At 66.0% G+C, this 25,405-nt stretch carries 26 protein-coding genes and 3 tRNA genes; 15 read left to right on the top strand and 14 right to left on the bottom strand.

Annotated elements, in window-relative coordinates:
• Window positions 1-159: 159 nt before the first annotated feature.
• Entirely contained in the window at window positions 160-627 is a 468-nt protein-coding gene (gene mscL, locus PWS46_RS11485) for a large conductance mechanosensitive channel protein MscL (RefSeq protein ID WP_434615142.1), read from the bottom strand.
• 192 nt (window positions 628-819) lie between these two features.
• Entirely contained in the window at window positions 820-3,555 is a 2,736-nt protein-coding gene (gene secA / locus PWS46_RS11480; RefSeq protein WP_434615139.1) for a preprotein translocase subunit SecA, read from the bottom strand.
• 479 nt (window positions 3,556-4,034) lie between these two features.
• On the opposite strand from secA, the gene PWS46_RS11475 reads away from it, so the two are divergent.
• From PWS46_RS11475 to PWS46_RS11445, 7 genes are all read left to right on the top strand, one after another.
• A complete protein-coding gene (locus PWS46_RS11475; protein WP_434615136.1) occupies window positions 4,035-5,000 on the top strand; it encodes a peptidylprolyl isomerase in 966 nt (321 codons plus the stop codon).
• A 193-nt stretch (window positions 5,001-5,193) separates the two neighbouring features.
• The gene (argJ, locus tag PWS46_RS11470) at window positions 5,194-6,432 is read left to right on the top strand and encodes a bifunctional glutamate N-acetyltransferase/amino-acid acetyltransferase ArgJ (protein WP_434615133.1); all 1,239 of its coding nucleotides are present in this window, start codon (window positions 5,194-5,196) and stop codon (window positions 6,430-6,432) included.
• 20 nt (window positions 6,433-6,452) lie between these two features.
• Window positions 6,453-6,896, top strand: a complete 444-nt coding sequence (locus tag PWS46_RS11465; RefSeq protein WP_063633716.1) for a (deoxy)nucleoside triphosphate pyrophosphohydrolase — start codon at window positions 6,453-6,455, stop codon at window positions 6,894-6,896.
• A 411-nt stretch (window positions 6,897-7,307) separates the two neighbouring features.
• Window positions 7,308-9,224, top strand: a complete 1,917-nt coding sequence (gene recQ, locus PWS46_RS11460) for a DNA helicase RecQ (protein WP_434615130.1) — start codon at window positions 7,308-7,310, stop codon at window positions 9,222-9,224.
• A gap of 103 nt (window positions 9,225-9,327) precedes the next feature.
• A tRNA-Thr gene (locus PWS46_RS11455) sits at window positions 9,328-9,402 on the top strand.
• A 138-nt stretch (window positions 9,403-9,540) separates the two neighbouring features.
• On the top strand, window positions 9,541-10,287 hold the full coding sequence (locus tag PWS46_RS11450; protein WP_434615127.1) for a hypothetical protein: 747 nt from the start codon (window positions 9,541-9,543) through the stop codon (window positions 10,285-10,287).
• Window positions 10,288-10,368: 81 nt separating this feature from the next.
• The gene (locus PWS46_RS11445; protein WP_434615124.1) at window positions 10,369-11,214 is read left to right on the top strand and encodes an HAD hydrolase-like protein; all 846 of its coding nucleotides are present in this window, start codon (window positions 10,369-10,371) and stop codon (window positions 11,212-11,214) included.
• 145 nt (window positions 11,215-11,359) lie between these two features.
• Here the strand turns inward: PWS46_RS11445 and map are convergent, their stop codons facing one another.
• Window positions 11,360-12,169, bottom strand: a complete 810-nt coding sequence (map, locus tag PWS46_RS11440) for a type I methionyl aminopeptidase (protein WP_434615121.1) — start codon at window positions 12,167-12,169, stop codon at window positions 11,360-11,362.
• 56 nt (window positions 12,170-12,225) lie between these two features.
• The gene (gene sfsA / locus PWS46_RS11435; RefSeq protein WP_434619980.1) at window positions 12,226-12,963 is read right to left on the bottom strand and encodes a DNA/RNA nuclease SfsA; all 738 of its coding nucleotides are present in this window, start codon (window positions 12,961-12,963) and stop codon (window positions 12,226-12,228) included.
• 66 nt (window positions 12,964-13,029) lie between these two features.
• On the opposite strand from sfsA, the gene PWS46_RS11430 reads away from it, so the two are divergent.
• Together PWS46_RS11430 and PWS46_RS11425 are read left to right on the top strand one after the other, a co-directional pair.
• A complete protein-coding gene (locus PWS46_RS11430) occupies window positions 13,030-13,815 on the top strand; it encodes a competence/damage-inducible protein A (protein ID WP_434615118.1) in 786 nt (261 codons plus the stop codon).
• A 105-nt stretch (window positions 13,816-13,920) separates the two neighbouring features.
• Window positions 13,921-14,166: a hypothetical protein gene (locus tag PWS46_RS11425; protein ID WP_085090313.1), complete on the top strand. Its 246-nt coding sequence runs from the start codon at window positions 13,921-13,923 to the stop codon at window positions 14,164-14,166.
• Window positions 14,167-14,187: 21 nt separating this feature from the next.
• Here the strand turns inward: PWS46_RS11425 and PWS46_RS11420 are convergent, their stop codons facing one another.
• Window positions 14,188-14,361, bottom strand: coding sequence for a hypothetical protein (locus tag PWS46_RS11420; protein ID WP_434615115.1), 174 nt, complete (start codon window positions 14,359-14,361; stop codon window positions 14,188-14,190).
• A 255-nt stretch (window positions 14,362-14,616) separates the two neighbouring features.
• Between PWS46_RS11420 and PWS46_RS11415 the strand changes: the two genes are divergently transcribed.
• Window positions 14,617-14,701, top strand: a tRNA-Leu gene (locus PWS46_RS11415).
• 108 nt (window positions 14,702-14,809) lie between these two features.
• On the opposite strand, the gene PWS46_RS11410 is transcribed toward PWS46_RS11415, so the two are convergent.
• The 3 genes from PWS46_RS11410 to PWS46_RS11400 form a co-directional block, all read right to left on the bottom strand.
• Window positions 14,810-14,995 carry a hypothetical protein gene (locus PWS46_RS11410; protein WP_434615112.1) on the bottom strand — a complete coding sequence of 62 codons (186 nt, stop codon included), beginning with the start codon at window positions 14,993-14,995 and terminating at the stop codon, window positions 14,810-14,812.
• A complete protein-coding gene (locus PWS46_RS11405; RefSeq protein ID WP_434615109.1) occupies window positions 14,992-15,198 on the bottom strand; it encodes a hypothetical protein in 207 nt (68 codons plus the stop codon). Before PWS46_RS11405 ends, PWS46_RS11410 begins: the two co-directional genes overlap by 4 nt.
• Window positions 15,199-15,288: 90 nt before the next feature.
• Complete coding sequence (locus tag PWS46_RS11400; protein WP_434615106.1) at window positions 15,289-15,672, bottom strand: rhodanese-like domain-containing protein; 384 nt, start codon at window positions 15,670-15,672, stop codon at window positions 15,289-15,291.
• Window positions 15,673-15,820: 148 nt separating this feature from the next.
• Between PWS46_RS11400 and PWS46_RS11395 the strand changes: the two genes are divergently transcribed.
• The gene (locus PWS46_RS11395; protein ID WP_149268137.1) at window positions 15,821-16,174 is read left to right on the top strand and encodes a carboxymuconolactone decarboxylase family protein; all 354 of its coding nucleotides are present in this window, start codon (window positions 15,821-15,823) and stop codon (window positions 16,172-16,174) included.
• 48 nt (window positions 16,175-16,222) lie between these two features.
• Here the strand turns inward: PWS46_RS11395 and PWS46_RS11390 are convergent.
• A tRNA-Leu gene (locus PWS46_RS11390) sits at window positions 16,223-16,307 on the bottom strand.
• 214 nt (window positions 16,308-16,521) lie between these two features.
• On the opposite strand from PWS46_RS11390, the gene PWS46_RS11385 reads away from it, so the two are divergent.
• Both PWS46_RS11385 and PWS46_RS11380 read left to right on the top strand, forming a co-directional pair.
• Window positions 16,522-17,058 (top strand): disulfide bond formation protein B, encoded by a 537-nt coding sequence (locus tag PWS46_RS11385; protein ID WP_434619977.1) that lies wholly within the window; start codon window positions 16,522-16,524, stop codon window positions 17,056-17,058.
• Window positions 17,055-17,651 (top strand): demethoxyubiquinone hydroxylase family protein, encoded by a 597-nt coding sequence (locus tag PWS46_RS11380; RefSeq protein ID WP_434615103.1) that lies wholly within the window; start codon window positions 17,055-17,057, stop codon window positions 17,649-17,651. Before PWS46_RS11385 ends, PWS46_RS11380 begins: the two co-directional genes overlap by 4 nt.
• Window positions 17,652-17,708: 57 nt before the next feature.
• Here PWS46_RS11380 and PWS46_RS11375 read toward each other — a convergent pair whose 3' ends face one another.
• Window positions 17,709-18,272 (bottom strand): HNH endonuclease, encoded by a 564-nt coding sequence (locus tag PWS46_RS11375; RefSeq protein ID WP_042688610.1) that lies wholly within the window; start codon window positions 18,270-18,272, stop codon window positions 17,709-17,711.
• A gap of 418 nt (window positions 18,273-18,690) precedes the next feature.
• Between PWS46_RS11375 and PWS46_RS11370 the strand changes: the two genes are divergently transcribed.
• A complete protein-coding gene (locus PWS46_RS11370) occupies window positions 18,691-18,858 on the top strand; it encodes a hypothetical protein (protein ID WP_014248815.1) in 168 nt (55 codons plus the stop codon).
• Window positions 18,859-18,935: 77 nt separating this feature from the next.
• Window positions 18,936-19,781: a tRNA glutamyl-Q(34) synthetase GluQRS gene (gluQRS, locus tag PWS46_RS11365; RefSeq protein WP_434615098.1), complete on the top strand. Its 846-nt coding sequence runs from the start codon at window positions 18,936-18,938 to the stop codon at window positions 19,779-19,781.
• Between the two features lie 3 nt (window positions 19,782-19,784).
• Here gluQRS and PWS46_RS11360 read toward each other — a convergent pair whose 3' ends face one another.
• The 4 genes from PWS46_RS11360 to PWS46_RS11345 form a co-directional block, all read right to left on the bottom strand.
• Window positions 19,785-21,950 (bottom strand): FAD-dependent oxidoreductase, encoded by a 2,166-nt coding sequence (locus PWS46_RS11360; RefSeq protein WP_434615095.1) that lies wholly within the window; start codon window positions 21,948-21,950, stop codon window positions 19,785-19,787.
• A gap of 362 nt (window positions 21,951-22,312) precedes the next feature.
• Entirely contained in the window at window positions 22,313-22,906 is a 594-nt protein-coding gene (gene recR / locus PWS46_RS11355; protein WP_085090302.1) for a recombination mediator RecR, read from the bottom strand.
• Window positions 22,907-23,117: 211 nt separating this feature from the next.
• Window positions 23,118-23,441 carry a YbaB/EbfC family nucleoid-associated protein gene (locus tag PWS46_RS11350; RefSeq protein ID WP_434615092.1) on the bottom strand — a complete coding sequence of 108 codons (324 nt, stop codon included), beginning with the start codon at window positions 23,439-23,441 and terminating at the stop codon, window positions 23,118-23,120.
• A 3-nt stretch (window positions 23,442-23,444) separates the two neighbouring features.
• A complete protein-coding gene (locus PWS46_RS11345; protein WP_434615089.1) occupies window positions 23,445-25,343 on the bottom strand; it encodes a DNA polymerase III subunit gamma/tau in 1,899 nt (632 codons plus the stop codon).
• Between the last annotated feature and the right edge of the window lie 62 nt (window positions 25,344-25,405).

Below are 25,405 nucleotides of genomic sequence, written 5' to 3'. Positions count from 1 at the left end.
CATGGACAGCGCAGGCGTGCGGGGCCTTCGCCCTCCCACCGCCATCGCCAGCTTATCCAAGAGGGTAACCCGTTCGACGCGCTGCGGCAACGGGGGGTTCTCCCCACCCTGTGACAAGCTCCCGCACTGAGCGAAATCGCGCCGGGGCCGGCGGTGGGATCAGGGGGTCGGGTCGGCGGAGGGCGGCCGGGGGACGGTCTGGCTGTTGGCCTGATTTTTGGCCTGGGCGCGCAGGGCGTCGCGGATTTCCTCCAGCAGCAGTTCCTGCCGCGGCGGGGTCTTCGGCGCTTCCTTGTGCAGGACATGCAGGCGGTTGACCTGCCGGACGATCATGAACAGGGCGCCCGACACGATCAGGAAATTGATGCAGCTGTTGATGAAGCGGCCGTAGTTGACGGTCGCCGCACCCGCCTTCTCGGCGGCCTGGAGCGAGTCGTAATGGCCGCCCGACAGGCTGATGAAGTAGTTCGAAAAGTCGATGCCGCCCATGATCCAGCCGATCGGCGGCATCAGGATGTCCTTGACCAGGGAATTGACGATCCCGGTGAAGGCGGCACCGATGATGATGCCGACGGCCAGCTCCACGACATTGCCGCGGCTGATGAATTTTTTGAATTCTTCGAACATGGCGTCCCGTTTTTCCGTGGTCGTGGAAGGGAAACGGGGTGGGGAGGGGTTGGTTTCATAAAGCCCCCTCTCCCCCCCGGGGAGAGGGCCGGGGTGAGGGGGATGCGCCGGTTGGATTCTCGTGGGAGGCGCGCGGTGCTCCCCCCTCACCCTAACCCTCTCCCCGGGGGGGAGAGGGGATAACTCCGACCCTTAAGCCATGCGGCCGTGGCAGTGCTTGAACTTCTTGCCCGACCCGCAGGGGCAGGCGGCGTTGCGCGGGGTGTTTTCCATCACCTCGGCCGGCAGCGGCTGGTCTTCCGGCGTGCCGGCCAGCGACGAGGCGCGGACCATGCCGTCGGGCAAGGCGTCGCCGTCACCGGCCCCCATGCCCGCCATCGCCAGCGCCGGGTCCATGCGGCCCTCGTGCATCTCCTGCATCTGGCGGGCGAACAGTTCCTCCTGCGACGGCGCCATGCGGATTTCGACATGCATCAGGATGGTGGTGACCTGCTCGCGCAGGGCCATCAGCATCGAGTCGAACAGCTCGAACGCCTCGCGCTTGTACTCGTTCAGCGGGTCCTTCTGGGCATAGGCGCGCAGGTTGATGCCCTGGCGCAGGTGGTCGAGCTGGAGGAGGTGGTCCTTCCATTCCTGGTCCAGGATCTGGAGCAGGATGCTCTTTTCCACATGCCGCATCGTCTCGGCGCCGTAGGCCTCCTCCTTGTCCGCATATTTGCGGTCGGCGGCCTCGCGCACGCGCTCCTCGATCTCCGGCTCGGCGATGCCCTCTTCCTTGGCCCACTCATGCACCGGCAGGTCCATGCCCAGCACGCGGTTGACCGCCTCGTGCAGGCCGTCGATGTCCCACTGCTCGGAGTAGCTGTTGGCCGGGATGGCGGCCGACACCATGTTGGCGATGATCTGGTGGCGCATCTCGCGGATTTCCTCCGCGATGTCCTCGCTCTCCATCACCTCGTGGCGCTGCTCGTAGACGACCTTGCGCTGGTCGTTCATGACGTTGTCGAACTTCAGCAGGTTCTTGCGGACCTCGAAGTGGTGCGCCTCGACCTTCTGCTGCGCCTTTTCCAGAGCCTTGTTGATCCAGGGATGGATGATCGCCTCGCCCTCCTTCAGGCCGAGGCGCTGGAGCATGCTGTCCATCCGCTCCGACCCGAAGATGCGCATCAGGTCGTCTTCCAGCGACAGGAAGAACTTCGAGGTGCCGGGGTCGCCCTGGCGGCCGGAACGGCCGCGCAGCTGGTTGTCGATGCGGCGGCTCTCGTGCCGCTCGGTGCCGATGACGTAGAGGCCGCCGGCCTGCTTCACCTTTTCGCGCGCCTCGGCGATCTCGGCCTCGATCTGCCTGATGCGGGCCTCGCGCTCCGGGCCTTCCGGGACGTCGGCCAGCTCGACCTCGATCCGCATCTGGAGATTGCCGCCGAGCTGGATGTCGGTGCCGCGGCCGGCCATGTTGGTGGCGACCGTCACCGCGCCGGCGCGGCCGGCCTGCGCGACGATGTAGGCTTCCTGCTCGTGGTGGCGGGCGTTCAGGACGTTGTGCGGGATGCCGCGCTTGGTCAGCAACTCCGACAGCAGTTCCGACTTCTCGATCGAGGTGGTGCCGACCAGCACCGGCTGGCCGCGCTTGCGCGCGTCCTCGATCAGGTCGGTCATCGCATGGTACTTCTCGGCCGCGGTGCGATAGACCTCGTCGTCATGGTCGATGCGCTTGACCGGGACGTTGGTCGGCATGTCGACCACTTCGAGGCCATAGATCTCGCCGAACTCCGCCGCTTCGGTCAGGGCGGTGCCGGTCATGCCGGCCAGCTTCGGGTAGATGCGGAAGTAGTTCTGGAAGGTGATGGAGGCCAGCGTCTGGTTCTCGCGCTGGATCGTCACCTTCTCCTTGGCTTCCAGCGCCTGGTGCAGGCCTTCGGAGAAGCGGCGGCCGTCCATCATGCGGCCGGTGAACTCGTCGATGATGACGACCTTGTCGTCCTTGACGATATAGTCCTTGTCGCGCTGGAACAGCATGTGGGCGCGCAGCGCCTGCTGCGAATGGTGGACCAGCGCCACGTTCTGGATGTCGTAGAGGCCGCCGGTCTTCAGCAGCCCGGCCTCGGCCAGCAACTGCTCCATATGCTCCTGGCCGGCTTCGGTGAAGCTGACGGAGCGGTGCTTCTCGTCCTTCTCGTAATCCTCAGGCACCAGCATCGGAATCAGCCGGTCGACCTGGACATACATCTCGGACGAGTCGGTGGAGGGGCCGGAGATGATCAGCGGCGTGCGCGCCTCGTCGATCAGGATCGAGTCAACCTCGTCGACGATGGCGAAGTTGAAGGGCCGCTGGACCAGCTCCTCCAGCCGGAACTTCATGTTGTCGCGCAGATAGTCGAAGCCGAACTCGTTGTTCGTGCCGTAGGTGATGTCGGCGGCATAGGCGGCGCGGCGCTCGTCGTCGTCCAGCCCATGGACGATGCAGCCGGTGGACAGCCCGAGGAAGCCGTAGACCCGCGCCATCCAGCCGCTGTCGCGCGAGGCGAGGTAGTCGTTCACGGTGACGACGTGGACACCCTTGCCTTCCAGCGCGTTCAGGTAGACGGCCAGCGTGGCGACCAGGGTCTTGCCTTCGCCGGTGCGCATCTCGGCGATCTTGCCGCTGTGCAGCACCATGCCGCCCATCAGCTGCACGTCGAAATGGCGCTGGCCCAGCACGCGCTTGGCCGCTTCGCGCACGGTGGCGAAGGCATCCGGCAGGATGTCGTCCAGCGTCTCGCCCTTGGCCAGCCGCTCGCGCAGCCAGTCGGTGCGACCCTTCAGCTGGTCGTCCGACAGCGCGGCGACCGACGGCTCCAGCGCGTTGATCTGAGCCACGGTCTTGTGCAGCGCCTTGACCGCGCGCGTGTTGGCGGTGCCGAAAATCTTGCGGGCGAGAGCGCCGAACATGAAAACCTCGGGAGTAAAGCGGAATGTGGGCCAGCCTATCGACGGGTCTCACATAGGACTATGGCAAGGCGCTGTCAACGAGACCGGGCCGGCGGGGCGCCGGTTGCGGCATTTGCGCGGCCGGTTCGGGCCGGAGGGCAGGGGACGGGAAGGCGGGGGAGAGGACATGGACCATCCATGACGGCCGCCGCCCTGTGCCGGCATGACCGATTCATGAATTCGCGTCCAGAAAGCACCGCGGCCGTTGGCCGGCGCCCGGCGGGACTGGTATCCCCTTGGCGGGGCACACAGCTATCAGGGCGATTGCCGGGCCATGGGGCGATGGGGACCCTTGCCCCGCGCGGCGTAGCCATGCTTAATCCCCTGCGGAATCGGGCGCGGAGCGGCGGATGGCTCCGATGCCGCAGACCATGCGAAACGGGCGCCGGCCCATCGGCCGCCCATTTGTGAAGCATCCGCCGGAAGGAAACAGACACGCCATGGTTCAACGAGTGTTCCGCACCGCGCTCCTGTCGGTTGCCGCCTGTGGCATCGCGCTGGCCGCCCACGCCCAGACGCCGGCTCCCGCCACCCCCGCGCCGGCCGCCGCTCCGGCTGCTTCCACTCCGGCCGCTCCGGCCGATCCGGTGGTCGCCCGCGTCAATGGCGAGGAGCTGCACAAGTCGGACGTCACCCGCATGGTCTCGCAGCTGCCGCCCCAGGTGCAGCAGATGCCGATCGAGATGATCTATCCGGCGGTGATCGACCAGCTGATCAGCGGCAAGCTGGTCGCGATGGCCGGCCAGAAGGCCGGTCTGGCCGATTCGGCCGAGGTGAAGGAGGAGCTGAAGCGCGCCGAGGAGCGCGCGGTGCAGCGCGCCTTCATCCAGAAGGAGATCAAGGCCCGCATCACGCCGGAAGCGCTGGACAAGGCCTATCAGGATTACCTGAAGGAGAACCCGGCGCAGGAGGAGGTCAAGGCCGCCCACATCCTGGTCGAGAAGGAAGACGAGGCCAAGGCCATCATCGCCCAGCTGAAGAAGGGTGCCGATTTCGCCAAGCTGGCCAAGGAGAAGTCCAAGGACGCCGCCGCGGCTGCCCAGGGCGGCGACCTCGGCTACTTCACCAAGGACGCGATGGTCGAGCCCTTCGCCAAGGCCGCCTTCGCCATGAAGCCGGGCGAGGTCAGCAAGGAGCCGGTCAAGACCCAGTTCGGCTGGCACATCATCAAGGTCGAGGACAAGCGGACCCAGCCGCAGCCGACGCTTGAGGAAGTGAAGCCGCAGCTGGAGCAGGCGCTGTCGAAGGACATCGTCACCGCCCTGGTCGAAGAGCTGCGCGGCAAGGCGAAGATCGAGACCTTCCAGATCGACGGCTCGCCGATGCCGAAGGAAGAGCCGGCCGCCGCCCCGGCGACCCCGGCCCCGGCCGCTCCCGCCACTCCGGCGGAGCCGGCGAAGAAGTAAGGGGGCGGGGGCGTATTGCCCCCACCCCGACCCTCCCCCGCTGGGCGGGGGAGGGGGTAAGTCGCAGAGCGGCGGCAGTTCCCTCCCCTGCGAAGCGGGGGAGGGTTAGGGTGGGGGCAATACGCCCGCACTCCAACTCTCCCCATCTCACGACGCGCCCAACCACCACTCCCCCACCACGGGAATTTCCTTCATGGCCACGACCCTCTCCCCCTTGGCTCCCGCAAGCTTCCCGACGCTGCCGCCCATCGCGGGCGTGCGCATCGCCACGGCGAACAGCGGCATCCGATACAAGGGCCGCGACGATCTGCTGCTGGCCGTGCTGGATCCCGGCACCGCTGTGGCCGGCGTGCTGACCCGGTCGCTGACCTGCTCGGCCCCGGTGATCTGGTGCCGCGACAGCCTGCCCAAGGGGTCGGCCCGCGCCGTGGTGGTGAATGCCGGCAACGCCAACGCCTTCACCGGCAAGGCGGGCAACGCCACCGTGCAGGCGACCGTCACCGCCGCCGCCGATCTGGCCGGCTGTGCTCCCGACGAGGTCTATATCGCGTCGACCGGCGTGATCGGCATTCCGCTGGCCGCCGACGCCATCGGCAAGTGCCTGGCGCCGATGGCGCCGAACCTGGCCGCCGATTCGGTCGCGTGGGAGAAGGCCGCCCGCGCCATCATGACCACCGACACCTTCCCGAAGGGGTCGGTGCGCACCGCCAGGATCGGCGGCACCACGGTGACCATCGCCGGCTTCGCCAAGGGCTCCGGCATGATCGCGCCCGACATGGCGACGATGCTGGGCTTCGTCTTCACCGACGCCGCCATCGCCGCTTCCGCGCTGCAGGACATGCTGTCGGAATTCACCGAGCGCACCTTCAACGCCGTCACGGTCGACGGCGACACCTCGACCAGCGACACGCTGCTGCTGTTCGCGACGGGCAAGGCCGGCAACGCCCCGGTGTCGAGCGCCGATGCCGCCGAACTGGCGGAGTTCCGCGCGGCGCTGGAGGATCTGCTGCTCGATCTGGCGCTGCAGGTGGTGCGTGACGGCGAGGGGGCGACCAAGTTCATCGCCATCACCGTGCGCGGCGCCGACAGCGACGCCGCCGCCAAGCGGATCGGCATGACGGTGGCGAACTCGCCGCTGGTCAAGACCGCCGTTGCCGGCGAGGACGCCAACTGGGGCCGCATCGTCGCCGCGATCGGCCGTGCCGGCGAGCGCGCCGACCGCGACCTGATCAGGATCACCGTCGGCGGCACCCTGATCTGCGCCGACGGGATGGAGGTTCCGGGTTACGACGAGACGCCGGTCGCCAACCACATGAAGGGCAAGGAGATCGACATCGACATCGACCTCGGCCTGGGCAAGGGGACGGCGAAGGTGTGGACCTGCGACCTGACGCACGGCTACATCGACATCAACGGCAGCTATCGGAGCTGACCAGCCACCGGAGCCGAGTGATGACCGCCTGTTTCGATCCCAGTTCCACCCCCGCCCGCGGCTCGCTGCCGGTGCTGATGGTGGTCGCGGTGGCGCTCGTCGATGCCGACGGGCGCGTGCTGCTGGCCCAGCGCCCGCCCGGCAAGTCGCTGGCCGGCCTGTGGGAGTTCCCCGGCGGCAAGGTCGATGCCGGGGAGACGCCCGAGGCCGCGCTGGTGCGCGAGTTGAAAGAGGAGCTGGGCATCGACACGGCGGCAAGCTGCCTCGCCCCCTTCACCTTCGCGTCCCACAGCTACGAGAGCTTCCATCTGCTGATGCCGCTCTATGTCTGCCGGGTGTGGGAGGGCGACGTGATGCCGCAGGAGGGGCAGAAACTCGCCTGGGTCTACCCGAACCGGATGGGCGATTACCCGATGCCGCCGGCCGACGTGCCGCTGGTGGCGATGCTGCGGGATTTGCTGTAGCGGCCGATACCGCGCGTTGAAAATCGGGCCGCGCGGCTGTATATTTTTCGGAGGTGGCCGGCGGGTGTTCCCGCACCCGCCGGCACGCTCCCGGTGTTTAGCGACGGATCAGGCGGATTTCGATCCGCCATCTCCTCCACTGGAGCACCAGGAAGAACGGCATCTTCTTCATGCCACCTTCCTCCTTCTGAAACGGCGGATGGACCACCCATCCGCCGTTTTCAGTTTACACGCGGACGATGAGCGGGCGCCACTGTTTCACACCAATGTGTGGTGGTGCCCGGGCGGGTCCGACCTTTGTTCCCGGGCGTGACCCTTTGCGGCTTTGCCCCGGGGGCGATCTGTGCGACATGATGGGACGTTGAGACGACAAGCCGGATCTCCGGCACCACTTTCCTGAACCGCATCGGCGTGGATTCGTTGTTTTCCTACAGCAACCGGGGTGCGTCGGATGACGATCCCGGTCAAAGGCCGGCCACGGCGCTCGACGCGCTGCGGACGGTGTTCGGCTACGACTCCTTCCGCGGCCAGCAGGCCGACATCATCGACCATGTGGTGCGCGGCGGCGACGCGCTGGTGCTGATGCCGACCGGCGGCGGCAAGTCGCTGTGCTACCAGATCCCGGCGCTGGTGCGCGACGGGGTGACGGTGGTGGTCTCGCCGCTGATCGCCCTGATGCGCGATCAGGTGACGGCCTTGCAGGAGCTTGGCGTCCGTGCCGCCTTCCTCAACTCCTCCCTCGGTCCGGCGGAGGCGCGGGAGGTGGAGCGGGCGATGGTGCAGGGCGAGATCGACCTCGTCTATGTCGCACCGGAACGGCTGGTGACGCCGCGCTTCCTCGACCTGCTCGACCGCACCCGGCTGGCGCTGTTCGCGCTGGACGAGGCGCATTGCGTGTCGCAGTGGGGGCATGACTTCCGCCCCGAATATCTGCAGCTGTCGATCCTGCACGAACGCCACCCGATGGTGCCGCGCATCGCGCTGACCGCCACCGCCGACGTGCAGACCCGTGCCGAGATCAAGGACAAGCTGGGGCTGACCGACGCCCGCGTCTTCCTGTCCAGCTTCGACCGGCCCAACATCACCTACCGCGTGGTGCCGAAGAAGAGCGAGCGCCAGCAGATGCTGGCCTTTCTGCGCGAGAACCACCCGGAAGACGCCGGCATCGTCTATTGCATGTCGCGCAACAAGGTGGAGGATGTCGCCGCCTGGCTGAACCAGCAGGGCCGCGAGGCTCTGCCCTACCATGCCGGGCTGCCGGCGGAGGTGCGCGAGGCCAACCAGGACCGCTTCATCAAGAGCGAGGGTCTGGTGATGGTCGCCACCGTCGCCTTCGGCATGGGCATCGACAAGCCGAACGTCCGCTTCGTCTGCCACCTCGACCCGCCCAAGAGCCTGGAAGCCTATTACCAGGAGACCGGCCGCGCCGGCCGCGACGGCTTGCCTGCCAACGCCTGGATGGCCTATGGCATGGCCGACGTGGTGATGCTGCGCCAGATGCTGGAACAGTCGGAGGCCGGCGACAGCCACCGCCGGGTGGAGCGCGGCAAGCTGGAGGCCCTGCTGGGCTTCTGCGAGACGCCGGACTGCCGCCGTCAGGTGCTGCTGAATTATTTCAACGAGACGCTGCCGGAGCCCTGCGGCAACTGCGACACCTGCCTCGACCCGGTCGAGACCTGGGACGGCACCATCGCCGCGCAGAAGGCGCTGTCGGCAGTCTACCGCACCGGGCAGCGTTACGGCGCCGGCCACCTGATCGACGTGCTGGTCGGCAACGCCACCGAGAAGGTGGTGCAGCAGAACCATGACCAGCTGAAGACCTTCGCCGTCGGCAAGGATCTGACCAAGGTCGAATGGCAGTCGGTCTACCGCCAGCTGGTGGCGACCGGCCTGCTGACCGTCGATCTGGAGGGCTATGGCGGCTTCCGCCTGACCGACGCCGGCGTCGCCGTCATCAAGGGGCAGCGGGTGGTGAAGCTGCGCAAGGACCCGGTGCTGGAACGCCGCCGCGGCGTCCACGACGCGCTGCGCCGCCACACGTCGCGGGGCGGAAGCTTGAGCGGCGAGGGCGTGTCGCGCTCGGGCGCCCGCGGTGCGCTGTCGGCGGCCGACGACGCGCTGTGGCATGCGCTGAAGGACTGCCGGACGGCGCTGGCCAAGGCGCAGAGCGTGCCGCCCTATGTGATCTTCCACGACAGCACGTTGCTGGAGATGGTGGCCCAGCGCCCCCGCGACCACGCCGCCTTCGCCCATCTGCCGGGGGTGGGCGGCCGCAAGCTGGAACGCTACGCCGACGCCTTCCTGGAGGTGATCCGGCAGCATGGATGAGGCGTTCGGGTGCATGGCAGGCTTGAGAGCGGGCGGTCGATTTTTCCGAAATTCACCGCTTGCATCCCGCGAAGCACCTCGCTATGTTCCGCGCCACAACGACGCCGCAGTAGCTCAGGGGTAGAGCAACTGATTCGTAATCAGTAGGTCCGGGGTTCAAATCCCTGTTGCGGCACCAGTTTTTTCAAGGGCTCGGCAAGCAATTGCCGAGCCCTTCGCGTTTACTTCAGCATGGTGCTTCTGTGTCAAGCTAAGCTATTCTGTGCTGGAGTGTGTCGTTAGATAGCGTGAATTAATACAGATGAGGGGAAAGTAAGTGTCAGACGGCGATCATCCTGTGGGCGCTGACGGGCTACCATTCTCTGAACATAACTTGGAAAAGCTGGCATGGGAAAAGAAGGCGCATGAGCTGAGCCTTTCTCAAGAAAGAGAAATAGAGTTAATTAAAATACGTAAGGAAATTTGGGAAAAAACAATAGATACACAGATGCATTTCAACGATATGTCTGGGAAATCGCGCCAGCTTGGCATCTCGCTTGTTATTGCTGCTCTTGGTTTGGCTGTGGTTTTGTTGTATAGGCGTGAGGATGCGACGGTCACTTTTTCGATTTTTGGTCTTATTGTTAGTACCCATATTTCTGGTATTATCGTAATGATTTCATCGATTTCCATTCTGGCAATCAAGCAGCTGGACTTGGAAGTTTATCACAAGATGCTACGCGGTGCGGTTGCGTTTGGTGAAGAAATAGAGACAATGCACTTGAGCAAAGATGTTCTAAAGACTGAAAAAGGGTTAACCGGCGCGATATCGCATTTTAGTCGGCACTCTGATGCGTCATTGCTGAAGTGTGGGGATGGCAGTCATTATATTGGAAGTAAAAGGGTAAATGCGGCTGATAAAATCAGAAGATTTTATTCTATAGCATTCTTTGCAACGCTGATACTTGGGGTATGCCTTACCGGAACCTTCCTGAACGTTAAATCGGCACCTTCTGGAGCGGTTCAGAACACGCAGACTGATTCAAAAAATGGACAGCAGTCTACGGAGAAGAGCGGATCATGAGGTTGTTGCGGGAAAAAAGAGAGGGTGTGTCCCTATAATAACGTATCTGAGAATCACCAGCAAGATAACGGAACTTCTTCAATGCAGCTTCTTGTATGCGACCTAGATAATACACTCTACGACTGGGTGTCTTATTTTGTTCCATCACTCTATGCTATGATTGAAGAAGCGTCAAAAGTATCTGGAATTCCGGAAAATGAGCTTGTCGCTGACATGCAGAAGGTGCACCAAAAGCATAAAGATGTTGAGCATCCTTTTTCTCTAATTGAGACTAATGTAATAAAAAATCGATATGCGGGGCTTAGTGACGAAGCGATCGCACTTGAACTAAACTCTGCGTTTTACGCTTTTAATAGATCTAGGAAGAAAAATCTCTGCCTTTATGAGGGAGTAGATCGTACGCTTGCATGTATAAAGGAAAAAGGGATAAAAATTGCTGCGCACACGGAAAGCAGGTTCCATTCGGTAATTGACCGTCTCACACGGCTCAACATCGAAAAATACTTTGACAATGTATACTGCCTTCAAAGAACTGAATTTTCGAGGCCCTATAAAACTCCTCCGAATAATCGTTACTATAGCGTTCTAAACCATAGAATAAAAGAATTGTTACATCGGCAAAGAAAGCCTAGCCCTGATGTTCTTATAGAAATATGCAGATCTCAGGGCATTGAACCCTCCAGGGCAGTGTACATAGGAGATAGTATAATAAAGGATGTGGCCATGGCTAACTCTGCTGGAGTTTTCTCTGTCTGGGCAAAATATGGGACTTCTTTTGATCGCGGCTTGTATGAAAAACTAGTGAAGGTATCTCATTGGTCGGTTGAAGATATAGAAAGAGAAATGAAGTTGAAAGAAGACTTTTGTAACGAAAAACCAATGGCGATTGCTGATGAATTTTCTGACATTCTTTCATATATCCTATAAATTCCTGATGTTTTGAGTTCTTGCGATATAAATTTTCAAAGCAGTATCAATGTGAACTTTTTGTTCTGGGGGTAGCTAAATTGCGAACCGGGCGCCGCATCCCCCGACACGGCGCCCGCCACTCACCTCACACTACCCCTCAGCCTCACTCCACCCCGTAAGGCGGCTTCGTGTACCCCGCCGGCGACAGGGTGAAGATTTCCGCGCCGTCGGCGGTCACGCCGATGGAATGCTCGAACTGGGCGGACAGCGACTTGTCCTTGGTCACGGCGGTCCAGCCGTCGCCCAGGATCTTCACGTCGGGGCGGCCGGTGTTGATCATCGGCTCGATGGTGAAGATCATGCCTTCCTTCAGCACCAGGCCCTCGCCCGGCTTGCCGTAATGCAGGACCGACGGCGGCTCGTGGAAGACGCGGCCGACGCCGTGGCCGCAGAAATCGCGCACCACCGAGAAACGGTGGGACTCGGCGAAGGTCTGGATGGCGTGGCCGATGTCGCCCAGCGTGGCGCCCGGCTTCACCGCGGCGATGCCGATCATCAGCGCGTCATAGGTGACGTCCACCAGCTTGCGCGCCTTCACGCCGACGTCGCCGCACAGATACATGCGGCTGCTGTCGCCGTACCAGCCGTCGACGATCGGGGTGACGTCGATGTTCAGGATGTCGCCGTCGACCAGACGCTTGTCGCCGGGGATGCCGTGGCAGACGACATGGTTGACCGAGATGCAATTGGCGCGCGGAAAACCGCGATAGCCCAGCGGGGCGGGGATACCGCGATGGTCGCGGATGAACTGTTCCAGCAGGCGGTCCAGCTCGCCGGTGGTGACGCCCGGCTGCACATAGGGGACGATGTAGTCCAGTGCCAGCGCGGCCAGACGGCCGGCCTTGCGCATGCCTTCGAATCCCTCCGGACCATGAAGGCGGACGCGGTTGGATTCGACGTGATCCTGTTCCAAGACGAAAGCCCCTATGCCAGGTAACCAAATGCCGGATGTTCGAGCCCGCCGCGGCGCTAAAGCCGGATCGGCAGCGGCCGGTCCAATTCAATCGATTCGGGCGTGATCGCGCAAGACCAACACAGCGCCTCCACCCCCGAATCCAATGCGCGGCGCAGACCATCATGATACGTCGGATCGAGATCGGCCGCCGTGCGGAAATGGGAACAATCGCTGCGCTGGACAAGGTAGAGCATGACCGCGCGGCAGCCCTGGGCCACCATCGCCGCCATCTCCTCCAGATGCTTGGCGCCGCGGGCGGTGACGCAGTCGGGGAATTCGGCGGCGTCACCATGGGGGCCGTCGGGGCGGCGGAGGTGGACGTTCTTCACTTCGACATAGGCGGCAGGCCGGGCGCCGGGCTTGGCCGGGTCGTCCTCCAGCAGCACGTCGATTCGGCTGTTGCGGCCGTATTTCACCTCGCGCCGCAGCCGGTCGTAACCGGCCAGTTCGGGGATGGTGCCGGCGGATATCGCGGCGGCGACCAGCGCGTTGGGATGGCCGGTGTTGACGCCGACCAGCCCCTCGCCCCAGGGAGCGGCGGCCTCCACCAGTTCCAGAGTGTAGGCCAGCTTGCGTTTCGGGTTGTCGGAGCGCGACAGCCAGACGGCGGAGCCGGGAAGGTCCAGCCCGATCATGCTGCCGGAATTGGGGACATGCGCCGTCACCTCCACCCCGTCCAACAGGACGTCGGCGAGAAACCGCTTGTAGCGGCGGATCAGGCGGCCTTGAAGAAGGGGGGTGGGAAAGCGCATCTTGGCCGCGACGCTACCCTTGGCCTTCCCGCTCGACAAGAGCGTTCCACGGAGACCCCCGCCGCCATGACGTCCGAAAGCACCGCCAACCCGACCGCTGCAAATCCCACTGCCGCCGTCCTGGTGATCGGCAACGAGATCCTGTCGGGCCGCACCAAGGACGCAAATCTCGGCCACATCGCTGAGAAGCTGACGGAGATCGGCGTGCGGCTGCGCGAGGCCCGCGTGGTGCCGGACGTGGAGGAGGAGGTCGTCGCCGCGGTCAATGCGCTGCGCGCCCGCTACACCTATGTCTTCACCACCGGCGGCATCGGCCCGACCCACGACGACATCACCGCCGCCTGCGTCGCCAAGGCCTTCGGCGTGGCGTTGGAGCGCAATCCGGAGGCGGTCGCCCGGTTGGAGCGCCATTACGCCGCCGGCCAACTGAACGAAGCGCGGCTGCGCATGGCCAACGTCCCGGCCGGCGGCATCCTGATCGACAACCCGATCAGCCAGGCGCCGGGTTTCCAGATCGGCAACGTCTTCGTCATGGCCGGGGTGCCCAACATCATGCGGGCGATGCTGGACGGCACCCTGCCGCGTCTGGCCGGCGGGCCGGCCCTGCATGCCCGCACGGTGGCCTGCGAATTGGCGGAGGGGGTGATCGCCGCCGAACTGTCGGCTCTGCAGGACCGTCATCCGGCCTTGGAGATCGGCAGCTATCCTTACTTCCGCGCCGGCTTCTTCGGCGTCAGCCTGGTCCTGCGCGGCACCGACGAGGCGGAGGTGACCGCGGCAACCGACGAGTTGGCGGAGATCGTCCGCCGCCTGGGCGGCACGCCGACCGTCACGGTTGGTACGAAAGGGTAGTCGGGCTATGACCGCCGGTATGTCGGCGGGTCGATTGTCGCAGACCGATTCGGTCCTACATTAACTGGCTGTCATCCAAATCAGCTTTGCCGCGGGAGTCCCGCCATGAAGAGCTTCGAGAAAGCAGCGCTGCTGTTTCTTCTCCGCCACCTGTTCGCCGGCATTGTCGGCGCCGTGGTTCTGGCGTCCGGGCTCTTGTGGTTCGACGTCGCCAAGCTGGCGACGCTGATCGGCAACAGCGACTACGGCATCACCGCCACGGTGATGCTCTATGCCGGCCTGATGCTGACCTTCGGCAGCGTGTCGATGGGAATCGGCATCATGACGATGAACGAGGATACCCGTCCTTAATCCGCTGCCGAACGCCCGGCGTCAGTTGCCGAATGGCCCGAAACGGTCGTAAGCCCAGACCAGCGCGACGATCAGCGCCAGCCACAGCGCGGCATTGCGCAGCACGACTCCGCGGTTCCGGCGAAGGGCGGCCGGCACCACCAGGACCGCGACCATCAGCAGCGCCACCAGCGACATCCATTGCGTCTCGTTCACGCCGCCTCCCTCCCTATGCCGGCCCTGTCCCGGGCCTGTCTCCCAGTTGCGCTTCCTTCGATATGGGAATGCCTGCGGTATTGCGAAGGCCTCTTGACCCGCAGCCCCGCGATTGTCTAAGTCATGACCACGGAACGGTGCGTTGCATATGGAAGTATGCAATCTGCGCGGGCAGCGTGGGACCGCTCCGTGGACATGAGCTTTGCCATACGGATCCGGTCGCCCGGGCTGGATTGCGGTGGCAGAGTCCGGGGCGCGGGCGTGGCGAAACCGGTAGACGCAAGGGACTTAAAATCCCTCGCCGCAAGGTATGCGGGTTCGAGTCCCGCCGCCCGCACCATCTTGAAAATAAACAGATTTATCCGCTTGTAGCGGGATGGCCCGGAAGGTCGGAACGCTCCGGGACCCACTCGCGTCCCACCCGTGCGACTCCCGTACCGGGGATCGCTCACCGTGTCTCGACCGGGCCGCAGGTCCGGCGGTGGGCCAGCAGGCAGTCTTCGGTTTTCGACTGCCGCATCAGGGCATCCATCAGCCAATAGCCCAGCACGAGGGCGATCATGATGGCGATGGCGGCGCCGAGATTGGCGGCCATGCGCGGGCGGTCGTCGTTCGGCGTCCTGTCGGGCGTCATTTCTTGCCCGGCTTCCGTTTGGTCCGGCCATTGGCCGCCTCGCCCTCCTTGCGCTGGAGGAACAGGCGGCCGGCCTGCATCGCGGCTGTACGGCTGATGTAGCTGCCGCAATCGAAGCGCTGGCCGTCGAACATCACCGTCAGGGTGAAAGTCTGCGGGGCGGCTTCATCGACCATGATCGAGGAAGGGGCGGCGGGCTTCATGGGGCGGTCTCTGCTTGTTGCCTGCGGCGCAGGGACTCATACGTCCCCGGCTGCGCGCAGGCCAGCAGCTTCGACCGGCCCGCCTCCCGATCAGCGTTCCACCTTTCCGCCGGCATTGGCCCAGGCGGCGAAGCCGCCGCGCAGGCGGTTGATGGTGCCGGTGTGGCCGGCGGCCATCATGCGTTCGGAAGCCGGGCCGCAGCGCATGCCGCCCTGGCAGTGGAAGACCAGATGCTTGCCCGAGTCGGTGGGCACGCGCGACGGGTCGAACCGCGACAGCGGGTTCAGGATCGCGCCGGGGATATGGCCGGCCGCATGCTCGTGCGGTTCGCGGACGTCGACGATCACCGCCTCGCCCTTGGAGTGCCATTGGATCGCGGTCGCCGCATCGATCTGCTGGATGCGGCCGGCGCCGCTCTGTCCGTCAGAGGGAGCGGCGGGAATCAGGCGGCGGAAAAGCGAGCACAGCGACATGGTTCGTGGTCCTTGCAAGGGCGGAGGGGGCGGCCTTGGACGGCCCTTGACCAATAAATTAGTATATCCTAATTTATTGGTCAAGGAATGGCGGTGCCGCCCGGGCACAGATGGTCCGGCGGACGCCATTCGGGAACAGGAGACGACCATGCATAAGAACTGGCCGCAGATGACCGGTGAGCTGTCCGGCGCCATCCGCGAACTGCGCGGCGGTGCGCCCGACGTCATGAAGGCCTTTTCCGGAATGGCCCAGGCGGCGTTGAAGGCGAATGCGCTCGACACCAAGACCAAGGAACTGATCGCGCTGGCCATCGCGGTGGCGATCCGCTGCGACGGCTGTGTTGCATTCCATGCCGAAGCGGCGATGAAGCAGGGGGCGAGCCGAGACGAAGTGATGGAGACGATGGGGATGGCGGTCTATATGGGCGCGGGGCCGTCGGTGATGTATGCCGCCCAGGCGGTCGAGGCGTTCGACCAGTTCGCCGAAAAGGCGGCCGGCTGATCCGGAGTCGGTTGACCTGAATACGCGATCCCAGGTGAGGGGATCGGGTGGTGCGGGCGGTCGGACTCGAACCGACACTCCTTGCGGAACCGGATTTTGAGTCCGGCGCGTCTACCAATTTCACCACGCCCGCAGCGACGCCTCTTCTAACGCAACCGTCCGGAAACGGAAAGGGCAAAAGAACGGGGCGTCCGGGCAACTCCGTCGGGACATCGCAAGGCGTGGGGACGCCGCCGCGGTGCCGCTTATTCCCCGCAGCGGCCGTGCCCCTGCCATGCCGTCGCAGGGGCGACGCGGGCATCGCGGACGGCTGGCCCAACGGCCCGGTACGCGCTACCTTGTCGGCCATGACGACCAAGCCCTTCATGACCCGCGTCTTCGACGATCCCCGCGTGGCCGCCCTGCTGTTGGCGCTGGCCAGCGCCGGGGTGCTGCTGTCGGCCCTGTTCTTCCAGTTCGTGCTGGATTACCAACCCTGCGTTTTGTGCATCATGCAGCGCTGGCCCTATGTGGCGGTGATGGTGCTGGGGCTGGTGACCTGGCTGTTCCGCCGCTGGAAGGGGCTGGGCGACGCGCTGCTGGTGGCGAGCGGGCTGGCCCTGCTGGCCGGCGCCGGCATCGCCGCCTATCATGTCGGGGTGGAGCAGCATTGGTGGGCCGGCACCTCGTCCTGCGGCGGGTCGGCGCCGGCCAATTCGCTGGAGGCGTTGCGCGCCCAGGTGATGGCCGCCCCGGTCACCCGCTGTGACGAAGTGGCGTGGTCGCTGTTCGGGATCTCAATGGCGGGCTACAACGTGGTGATCTCGCTGGCGCTGGCGGCCTACGCCTTCGTCGCGGCACGCATCGCCTACACCCGCACCCCGGTGTCGAGGACCGCATTGTGAGTGAAACGACGTCTGCCTCCGCTGTTTCCCGTTCCTGCTCGCTGCCCGGATCCCTGCCCGGTTCGATGCCCGGCGATCTGCCGCGGCGCGAGCGGCTGGCCCGCATCGTCCGCGTCGACCATGCCGGCGAGTACGGCGCCAAGCGCATCTATGAGGGCCAGATCGCCGTCATGGGCAAGGGGCGCCACGGCAAGACCCTGCGCCACATGGCGGAGCAGGAACTGGTCCATCTGGAATATTTCGAAAAGCAGCTGAACCGGCGCCGGGTGCGGCCGACCCTGCTGCAGCCGCTGTGGCACGTCACCGGCTTCCTGCTGGGCGCCGGCACCGCGATCCTGGGCGAGCGCGCCGCGATGGCCTGCACCGTCGCCGTGGAAGAGGTGATCGAGGAGCATTACGAGGCGCAGCTGAAGCATCTCGGCCCGGAGGAGCAGGAGCTGACCGACAGCATCCGCAAATTCCAGGCGGAGGAGGTCGAGCACCGCGACATCGGGCTGCAGAACGAGGCGGAGCGCGCGGCGGGCTATCCGATCCTGTCGGCGGCGATCAAGGCCGGCACGCGGGCGGTGATCTGGGTGGCCGAAAGGGTGTAGCGGGCGGGTGTAGCAGGCGGGCGCAGGGGGCGACGGCGTCCCCCCATCCGCGCCGTACTACATCGGGTCCAATTCCGAGTCCCAATAAAGAAAATCCCGCCAACTTTCATGGAGGAAGTTTGGCGGGAAGGCGCGTCCGTTCTCTTGCAGCTCATACGCACTGGGCTGGAAAGGCGGACTGAGGGGGATCATGCCGCAGACGTGGGGAAGGCGGTCGCCCTTCGCCAGATTGCAGGCCGAACAGGATGTGATGACGTTTTCCCACGTCGTCCGACCGCCGCGGGAGCGCGGAATCACATGGTCGAAGGTCAGGTCGTGGGTGGGGAAGGGGCGGCCGCAATACTGGCAGGTGAAGCGGTCGCGCAGGAAGACGTTGAAGCGGGTGAAGGCCGGGCGGCGCGTAGCCGGGATGAACTCTTTCAGCGAGATGACGCTGGGCAACCGGACTTCGAAACTTGGGGATCGGACGACCCGGTCATAGTGCGATACGATGTTGACCCGTTCGAGAAAGACCGCCTTGACCGCTTCCTGCCAGGACCATAGCGACAAGGGGAAGTAACTGAGCGGGCGGAAATCCGCGTTCAGCACCAGAGCCGGACAGTGATCGGGTGGTGGAGCCAATGGCCACTCCCTTATCTGAAACCGTTGTCTGACGTGTCTGGATCCCGGCACGCGACACTGGTGCGGCTTGTGCGCGGGGTCGTCTCTGCTCCGCCCCGGCGGCCGGATGGCGATCCGGGACAACCAGATACATAGTGGATCAGGGGGCCGGACTCAACATCTTGACCCGGTGCGGCCGAATTTCTTCACCGATGTGTAACCTTTTTTGCGCTGTGGACTTGCCCGGAAAGGCGGCAAACCGCCATCCGGACCTTCGCGCGGGGGCTGTGACATCGACAACGACATCGACAGAAAGTCCGGCCACCTCCCTTGTCCGCTTACCCCTCGTTAACCATGATCGCGCCATGGTGGACCTCGTTGATCCAAGCAGTTCCCGCCGGTCCGAGCCGGCCGGAAGCGACCCCGAGGAAAGTCCGCCATGACCGCCGTCATCATCGACCTCGCCCAGAAGCGCCGTGAACGCGAGGAGCGTGAGCGCCAGATCCGCATCGACGCGTTCGACCGCGAACTGCGCCGCCGTCTGGCGCTGTATCTGGAAGGCGAAGAGATCCCGGTCGAGCCAATCCGCGACAATCCTTATATTTGATGGGCCCCTACATCTAAGTCCGGGCGGTCCATCACATCCCGCGCCCTGTCCGGCGCGCGATCCGCTATAAAGCGGGGATGAGCGATCTCGTCACCCGCTTCGCCCCCAGCCCCACCGGGCACCTGCATCTGGGCCATGCCCATTCCGCGCTGTTCGGCTGGACCGCCGCCCGCAGCGCCGCCGCCCGTTTCCTGTTGCGGATCGAGGACATCGACCCCAACCGCTGCCGCCCGGAGTACGAGCGCGACCTGATCGAGGATCTGGCGTGGCTCGGTCTCGACTGGGACGGTCCGATCCGGCGCCAGTCCGACCATTTCGACGATTTCCGCGCTGCGCTGGCCCGGCTCGAGTCGCTGGGCGTGCTCTATCCCTGCTTCTGCACCCGCAAGGACATCGCCGCCGAGATCGCGCGGGCCGGTGCGGCGCCTCATGGTCCGGACGGGCCGCTCTATCCCGGCACCTGCCGGCATCGCTCGGCCGATGAGCGCGCCGAGCGGATCGGCCGTGGCGACGGTTGGGCGCTGCGACTCGACGTGGAGGCCGCGCGACGGCTGGTCGGGCCGTTGCGCTGGCACGACCGGGCAAAGGGTTGGCAGGATGCGACGCCGGAACTGCTGGGCGACGTGGTGCTGGCGCGCAAGGACACGCCGACCAGCTATCATCTCAGCGTCACTGTCGACGACCATCTGCAGGGGGTGACGCTGGTCACCCGTGGCGAGGATCTGTTCTTCGCCACCCACCTGCACCGGCTGCTGCAAGCGCTGCTGGGCTACGATCCGCCGGACTATCACCATCACGGCCTGCTGCGGAACGCGGCGGGCGAGCGGCTGGCCAAGCGCGACCGCGCCCAGTCGTTGCGCTCGCTCCGCGACGAGGGCCGCAGCCCGGCCGAGGTCAGGGCGCTGGCGGGGTTTCCGGGTTAGGACTCAGCCCATCTGCGCCACCGGCAGGGCGTGGGCGTGGACGGCGTGCCCGGCGGTGTCGCGCAGCGCCTCCGGCGTCAGGCTCTCTATGCCCAGCAGGGCCTCCGCCGCCAGGCGGCCGGAGATGACGCAGGCCTCGACGCCGGGACCGGGGAAGATTCCGGCGCCGGTCAGGCACAGGCCGGGGATCGGGCTGCGGCGGGTCAGCCGTTGCTGGTCGGGGGCGATGCCGTAGATGCTACCGGCGCTGGTGTGGGCGTAACGGGCGAAGGTGGCGGCGCTGGCCTCCTGCCGGGTGGTGATGTGGCGTTCAAGATCGGGGATCAGGCGGGCGGCGGCGGCGACCATCGCGTCGCCCTCCGCCCGCTTGCGCGCCTTGTAGGCGGGATCGGCGCGGTTCCAACCGGCATCGGCCGGGGCCAGCCGCAGCAGGGTTACCGCGGCATGGCCGGCGGGGGCGAGGCTGCGGTCGTGGATGGAAGGTACGGCGATCGCCATGCCGAAGCCGGCCTCGTCAGGCGGCAGGAAGGTCATCGCCGGCAGGTCGGGGACGATGTCCAGCCCCAGCGTGACCATGAAGGCGGAGGTCGAGGGACGCAGCGCCGCGCAACGGGCGGCGTGGGCGGCCGGCAGATGCTCCGCCCCCACCAGTTCCAGCATGGTCCGCCGGACGTCGGCGTTGGAGATCACGGCGGGGGCGCGGATGACGCGGCCATCGGCAGTTTCCACCCCGGCGGCGCGGCCGTTCTCGACCAGGATGCGGGTGACGGGGGTGCGCAGCTGGACCTCGCCGCCGTCGGCACGGATCGACTGGGCGAGCGCGTCGGCCAATGCTTGGGAGCCACCAGCGGGATATCGGCCGCCGGAGAACCAATAACCGAAGATCGGCGCCATCTGGCCGGCGGTGAGCAACTCGGCCCGGTCGCTGAGATAGCCGGTCAGCACGGTCAGCAGGCGCTGGCCGGCCGGGTCGGGGATGTAATGGTCCAGCATTTCCTTGAAGGGCCGGCCCATCCAGCGGAAAGCATGCGGGCAGTCGGTGACGTAGCGGCGCATCGCGGCCACCGAATCGGGGATGTTGGGCAGGCCGCGGTCGGCGCAGCCGCGAAACATCTCGTCATAGATCGCCCGCATCTCCGCCAGGAAGGCGGCGGCGCCGCCGGCGCTGGGCGGGTGGTCGGCGGCGATCTGGGTTGCCAGTCCATCGGCGTCATCGGCCAGTTGGAGCAACCTGCCGTTCATCACCACGCCGCGGCTGACCGGTTGCCACTCCACTTGGTCCCGGACGCCGAGCGTGCGCAGCAGATGGTCGACCGGGCCGCCGGGCTGGGCGCCGCTGATGTCGTGGACGCCGGCATCGAAGACGTAGCGGAAGGGCTCGGCACCCGCTTCGCCGCGGTTGGGCGCCTTGACCGTCCAACTGGTGCAGAAGCCGCCGGGGCGGTCATGCGCCTCCAGAACCGTGACCCGCGCCCCGGCCCGCGCCAGCAGCGCCGCCGCCGTCAGTCCGCCGATGCCGGAGCCGACCACCACCACGTCGCGGTCGTTCGGCGCGGTGCGCTTGCGGTTCAGGATCGCCGGTGCGGGCCAGGGGTGCGGGTCGGCTTCGCTGAGCCGGCGGCGCATGCCCATGGTGACCAGCCAGTTCGGCAGCAGCCGGTTTGCGACCATGCCCAGCGCGCTGGCGCCGATGGAGACCGGCGCCTCCCAGCCGGGCAGGGCGGCGAAGCCGAGGCCGCCGACCAGGAACAGCACGCCCCAGACCGCGGTCATCAGCCGGTTGACGGCGACGAACTGAGGCAGGTGCCAATACTCGCGCGGCCAGTCGTCGCGGGCATACTGGAGGGTGAAGGGGCTGCCGATGGCGATGCTGCCGAAGGCCATGGCGGACAGCGCCAGATGGACGGCGAAGCCGAGATTGCGCACCGGCCAGTCCCAGCCGAGCGGCGCGCAGAACGGCAGGGCGGCGAAGAAGGCGGCGGCGACCAGTTCCGGCGCCTTGTAGGATCCGCGCAGCTTGTCGAGGACGCAGAGGGCGAGGCTGGCCGTCAATGCGGCGAGAGAGGCCGGCAACAGTCCGGCGAGCGGCAGGACGGCGCCGAACAGCAGCCAGGGGGAAAAGCCCAGCAGGATGCGGAGGATGACGGGGAGTTTGACGGGCTTGCGCATCGGGAGGGTGCCTTCGCGGGGGAGGTGGGTTGCGAAGGACCATCGTCGGCGGGCGGGTGTACGTGCCAGTGCGGGTACGTGGGAGGCGGGGGTGGCTTCGTGAAGTGCGGCGTACGGCGTTTGGCGATGCGTGAAGTGCGGGGGCGTACGCTTTCGGGAGGGTGTACGTGTTTGGGGCGTTAGACCCCCACCTAGCCTCCCCCGCTCTCAGCGGACCTACGGTCCGCCTGCCGCGTCAGCACAAAGCGAAGCTTTGTGCGAGAGCTGGGCGGGGGAGGGACTGCCGCCACTCTCCCGTTTCAGCACTTGTTCCCTCCCCCGCCCAGCGGGGGAGGGTTAGGGTGGGGGTATCGAAGCCAACGCTACAACGGCCGCCGTGCCTTCAGCGCCGCGGTCAGCGTGCCGTCGTCGAGATAGTCCAGTTCGCCACCCACCGGTACGCCGTGGGCGAGGCGGGAGACCGAGACGTCGGAGTCGGTCAGGCGGTCGGTCACCACATGGGCGGTGGTTTGGCCGTCGACGGTGGCGTTCAGCGCCAGGATGATCTCGCGCACCGCCGGGTCCTTGGCGCGCTCGGCGAGGCCGGCGATGTTGAGGTCGTCGGGGCCGACGCCCTGCAGGGCCGACAAGAGGCCGCCCAGAACATGGTAGGTGCCGCGGAAGGCGCGGGTGCGTTCCAGCGCCCACAGATCGCCGGCATCCTCCACCACGCAGATGACCGAACGATCGCGGGTGGGGTCGGAGCAGACGGTGCAGGGATCGCGGCTGTCCAGGTTGCCGCAGATGGAGCAGGCGCGGATCGACTCGCCGGCCGCCGCCATCGCTTCCGACAGGGGCACCAGCAGGCTGTCCCGCCGCTTCATCAGATGCAGCGCCGCCCGCCGCGCCGACCGGGGACCGAGTCCCGGCAGCTTGGACAGCAACTGGATCAGGCGTTCGATTTCAGGTCCGATCATCAAGCGTACTCGCCTCTCCCCCCCGGGGAGAGGTCGGGCGGCGATAGCCGTCCGGGTGAGGGGGCGGACCCTCTCCCCCCCGGGGAGAGGGTGGCTGCTCCAGCAGCCGGGTGAGGGACTGCGCAACGCCTGGAAAATCCAAGGAACGCATCCCCCTCACCCTGACCCTCTCCCCGGGGGGGAGAGGGGATTTTTACGGATAATTTCGGGATCAGAACGGCAGCTTCATGCCGGGCGGCAGCTTCAGGCCGCCCATCATCTTCGAGGTTTCCTCGGCGACGTGGTGCTCGACCTTCTTCTTCGCGTCGTTGAAGGCGGCGACGATCAGGTCCTCCAGCACCTCGACGTCCTCGGGATCGACGACGGACTTGTCGAGCTTGACCTTCTTCATCTCGCTCTTGCCATTGACGGTCACGACGACCATGCCGGCGGCGCTCTGGCCGGTCACTTCGACCTGCTCCAGGCTCGCCTGCATTTCCTGCATCTTGGCCTGCATCTGCTGGGCCTGCTTCATCATGTTGCCGATATTCTTCATCGGTCAGTACTCTCCTTCGTCGTCGAGGGGGTAATAGACCCCATCGTCCTGCTGCTGAACCATGAAATCGGGTGTCTCGCCGTCATCCGCAACCGCCGCGCTCTCCGCCGCGGCAACTTCGGCGAGGTCGCGGACGTCGATGATCTTTGCGCCGCTGAAAGCCTCCAGCACGGCGCGCACCACCGGGTTGGCCTGTGCCTCGGCCCAGGCGCGGTGCTTTTCGGCTTGGTCCTGCTCGGCCAGCGTCGGCTGGGCCGGGCCTTCGGACAGGGCGACGATCCAGCGATGGCCGGTCCATTCGCTCAGGAACTGCCCGACCTTGGCCGGCAATGTCGGCGGGGCGCCTGGGCGGAGCTTCAGCTCAAGCCGGCCCGGCTCCATGCGGACCAGCTGGACCGTCTCCATCAGATAGCCGTAGAGCGCGCCCTCGCGCCGGTCGGAGAACAGCTGCACCAGCGTCCGGAAATCCGGCGGCATCGGCGACAGCTCCTCACCGGCCGCAATGGGGGCCGCAATGGGGGCCGGGGTGGCGGCGGGGGTGGGGGCCGCCTGCGCCACCGGGGCGCTTTGCGGTTGGGCGGAGCCCATGGTGCGGGCGACGGCGTGCGTGGACTGGCTGGCGACCGCGACGGGACCGCCGCCACCGCCGGGGCCGCGGCCCATCGGCGCGCCTCCACTGCCGCCATTGGCCTGCTGGGCCTGGAACTGGCGGATCAGGTCGCCCGGAGTCGGCAGGTCGGCGGCGTAGGACAGGCGGACGATCACCATCTCCAGCGCCTGCTGCGGCACCGGGGCGGCCTGCACCTCGTTCAGCCCCTTCAGCAGCAGCTGCCACGCGCGGGTCAGCGCCGGCATGCCGAGCTTGGTCGACAGGGTGGCACCGCGCGTGCGCTCCGCCTCCGGCAGGGAGGGGTCGTTGGCGCTGTCCGGCACCACCTTCAGGCGGGTCAGGTTGTGGACGAGGTCCAGCAGGTCCTGCAGGATCACCACCGGATCGGCGCCGACGCGGTGCAGGTCGGCCAGGATGTCCATCGCCTCGGCCGGCTTGGCGGAGACGGCGGCCTCGAACAGGTCGATGACGCGGGTGCGGTCAGCCAGACCCAGCATGTCGCGCACCTGCTGCGCGGTGACGGTGCCGGCGGCCAGCGCGATGGCCTGATCGAGCAGCGACAGCCCGTCGCGCACCGACCCGTCGGCGGCCCGCGCGATCAGGGCGGCGGCATCGCCCTCGATGTCGGCGCCTTCCATGGCGGTGACGCGGGTGAAATGCTCCTTCAACACCTGGGCGTCGACGCGGCGCAGGTCGAATCGCTGGCAGCGCGACAGCACCGTGACCGGGACCTTGCGGATCTCGGTGGTGGCGAAGACGAACTTCACATGGCTCGGCGGTTCCTCAAGCGTCTTCAGGAGCGCGTTGAACGCGCTCTTCGACAGCATGTGGACCTCGTCGATGATGTAGAGCTTGTAGCGGGCCGAGACCGGCGAGTAGCGCACGCCGTCGATGATCTCGCGGATGTCGTCGACGCCGGTGTGGCTGGCGGCGTCCATCTCCATCACGTCGACGTGGCGGTCCTCGGCGATGGCGCGGCAGTTGTCGCAGACGCCGCAGGGGGTGACCGTCGGCCCGCCGGTGCCGTCCGGGCCGGTGCAGTTCAGCGCGCGGGCGATGATGCGGGCAGTGGTGGTCTTGCCGACGCCGCGCACGCCGGTCAGCATGAAGGCCTGGGCGATGCGGCCGGACTGGATGGCGTTGGTCAGGGTGCGGACCAGCGCGTCCTGACCGATCAGCTCGTCGAAGGTCTTCGGCCGGTATTTGCGCGCCAGCACCCGGTAAGCCTGCCCGGTGGCGGGAGCCGCGGCGGGGGCGGAGACGGCGGTGATGTCGGCGGTGGTATCGGTCACGCGGCTGGCCTGTCGAAACGACGGGAGGGGAATTGCGGGCCGCAGGATAGCGTCCCGGCGCC

The sequence above is a fragment of the Azospirillum sp. B2RO_4 genome (assembly GCF_051124815.1).
GTDB lineage: Bacteria > Pseudomonadota > Alphaproteobacteria > Azospirillales > Azospirillaceae > Azospirillum.
This window is presented reverse-complemented; position numbering and strand designations above follow the sequence as displayed.

Coding starts and splice junctions, on each gene's coding strand:
- PWS46_RS11410 (WP_434615112.1), bottom strand. CDS start 14,995: ATGACGCCCGACAGGACGCCGAACGACGACCGCCCGCGCATGGCCGCC.
- secA (WP_434615139.1), bottom strand. CDS start 3,555: ATGTTCGGCGCTCTCGCCCGCAAGATTTTCGGCACCGCCAACACGCGC.
- PWS46_RS11350 (WP_434615092.1), bottom strand. CDS start 23,441: ATGAAGAATATCGGCAACATGATGAAGCAGGCCCAGCAGATGCAGGCC.
- gluQRS (WP_434615098.1), top strand. CDS start 18,936: ATGAGCGATCTCGTCACCCGCTTCGCCCCCAGCCCCACCGGGCACCTG.
- PWS46_RS11370 (WP_014248815.1), top strand. CDS start 18,691: ATGACCGCCGTCATCATCGACCTCGCCCAGAAGCGCCGTGAACGCGAG.
- PWS46_RS11405 (WP_434615109.1), bottom strand. CDS start 15,198: ATGAAGCCCGCCGCCCCTTCCTCGATCATGGTCGATGAAGCCGCCCCG.
- PWS46_RS11475 (WP_434615136.1), top strand. CDS start 4,035: ATGGTTCAACGAGTGTTCCGCACCGCGCTCCTGTCGGTTGCCGCCTGT.
- PWS46_RS11360 (WP_434615095.1), bottom strand. CDS start 21,950: ATGCGCAAGCCCGTCAAACTCCCCGTCATCCTCCGCATCCTGCTGGGC.
- recR (WP_085090302.1), bottom strand. CDS start 22,906: ATGATCGGACCTGAAATCGAACGCCTGATCCAGTTGCTGTCCAAGCTG.
- sfsA (WP_434619980.1), bottom strand. CDS start 12,963: ATGCGCTTTCCCACCCCCCTTCTTCAAGGCCGCCTGATCCGCCGCTAC.
- PWS46_RS11400 (WP_434615106.1), bottom strand. CDS start 15,672: ATGTCGCTGTGCTCGCTTTTCCGCCGCCTGATTCCCGCCGCTCCCTCT.
- PWS46_RS11425 (WP_085090313.1), top strand. CDS start 13,921: ATGAAGAGCTTCGAGAAAGCAGCGCTGCTGTTTCTTCTCCGCCACCTG.
- PWS46_RS11465 (WP_063633716.1), top strand. CDS start 6,453: ATGACCGCCTGTTTCGATCCCAGTTCCACCCCCGCCCGCGGCTCGCTG.
- PWS46_RS11430 (WP_434615118.1), top strand. CDS start 13,030: ATGACGTCCGAAAGCACCGCCAACCCGACCGCTGCAAATCCCACTGCC.
- argJ (WP_434615133.1), top strand. CDS start 5,194: ATGGCCACGACCCTCTCCCCCTTGGCTCCCGCAAGCTTCCCGACGCTG.
- mscL (WP_434615142.1), bottom strand. CDS start 627: ATGTTCGAAGAATTCAAAAAATTCATCAGCCGCGGCAATGTCGTGGAG.
- PWS46_RS11445 (WP_434615124.1), top strand. CDS start 10,369: ATGCAGCTTCTTGTATGCGACCTAGATAATACACTCTACGACTGGGTG.
- PWS46_RS11395 (WP_149268137.1), top strand. CDS start 15,821: ATGCATAAGAACTGGCCGCAGATGACCGGTGAGCTGTCCGGCGCCATC.
- PWS46_RS11385 (WP_434619977.1), top strand. CDS start 16,522: ATGACGACCAAGCCCTTCATGACCCGCGTCTTCGACGATCCCCGCGTG.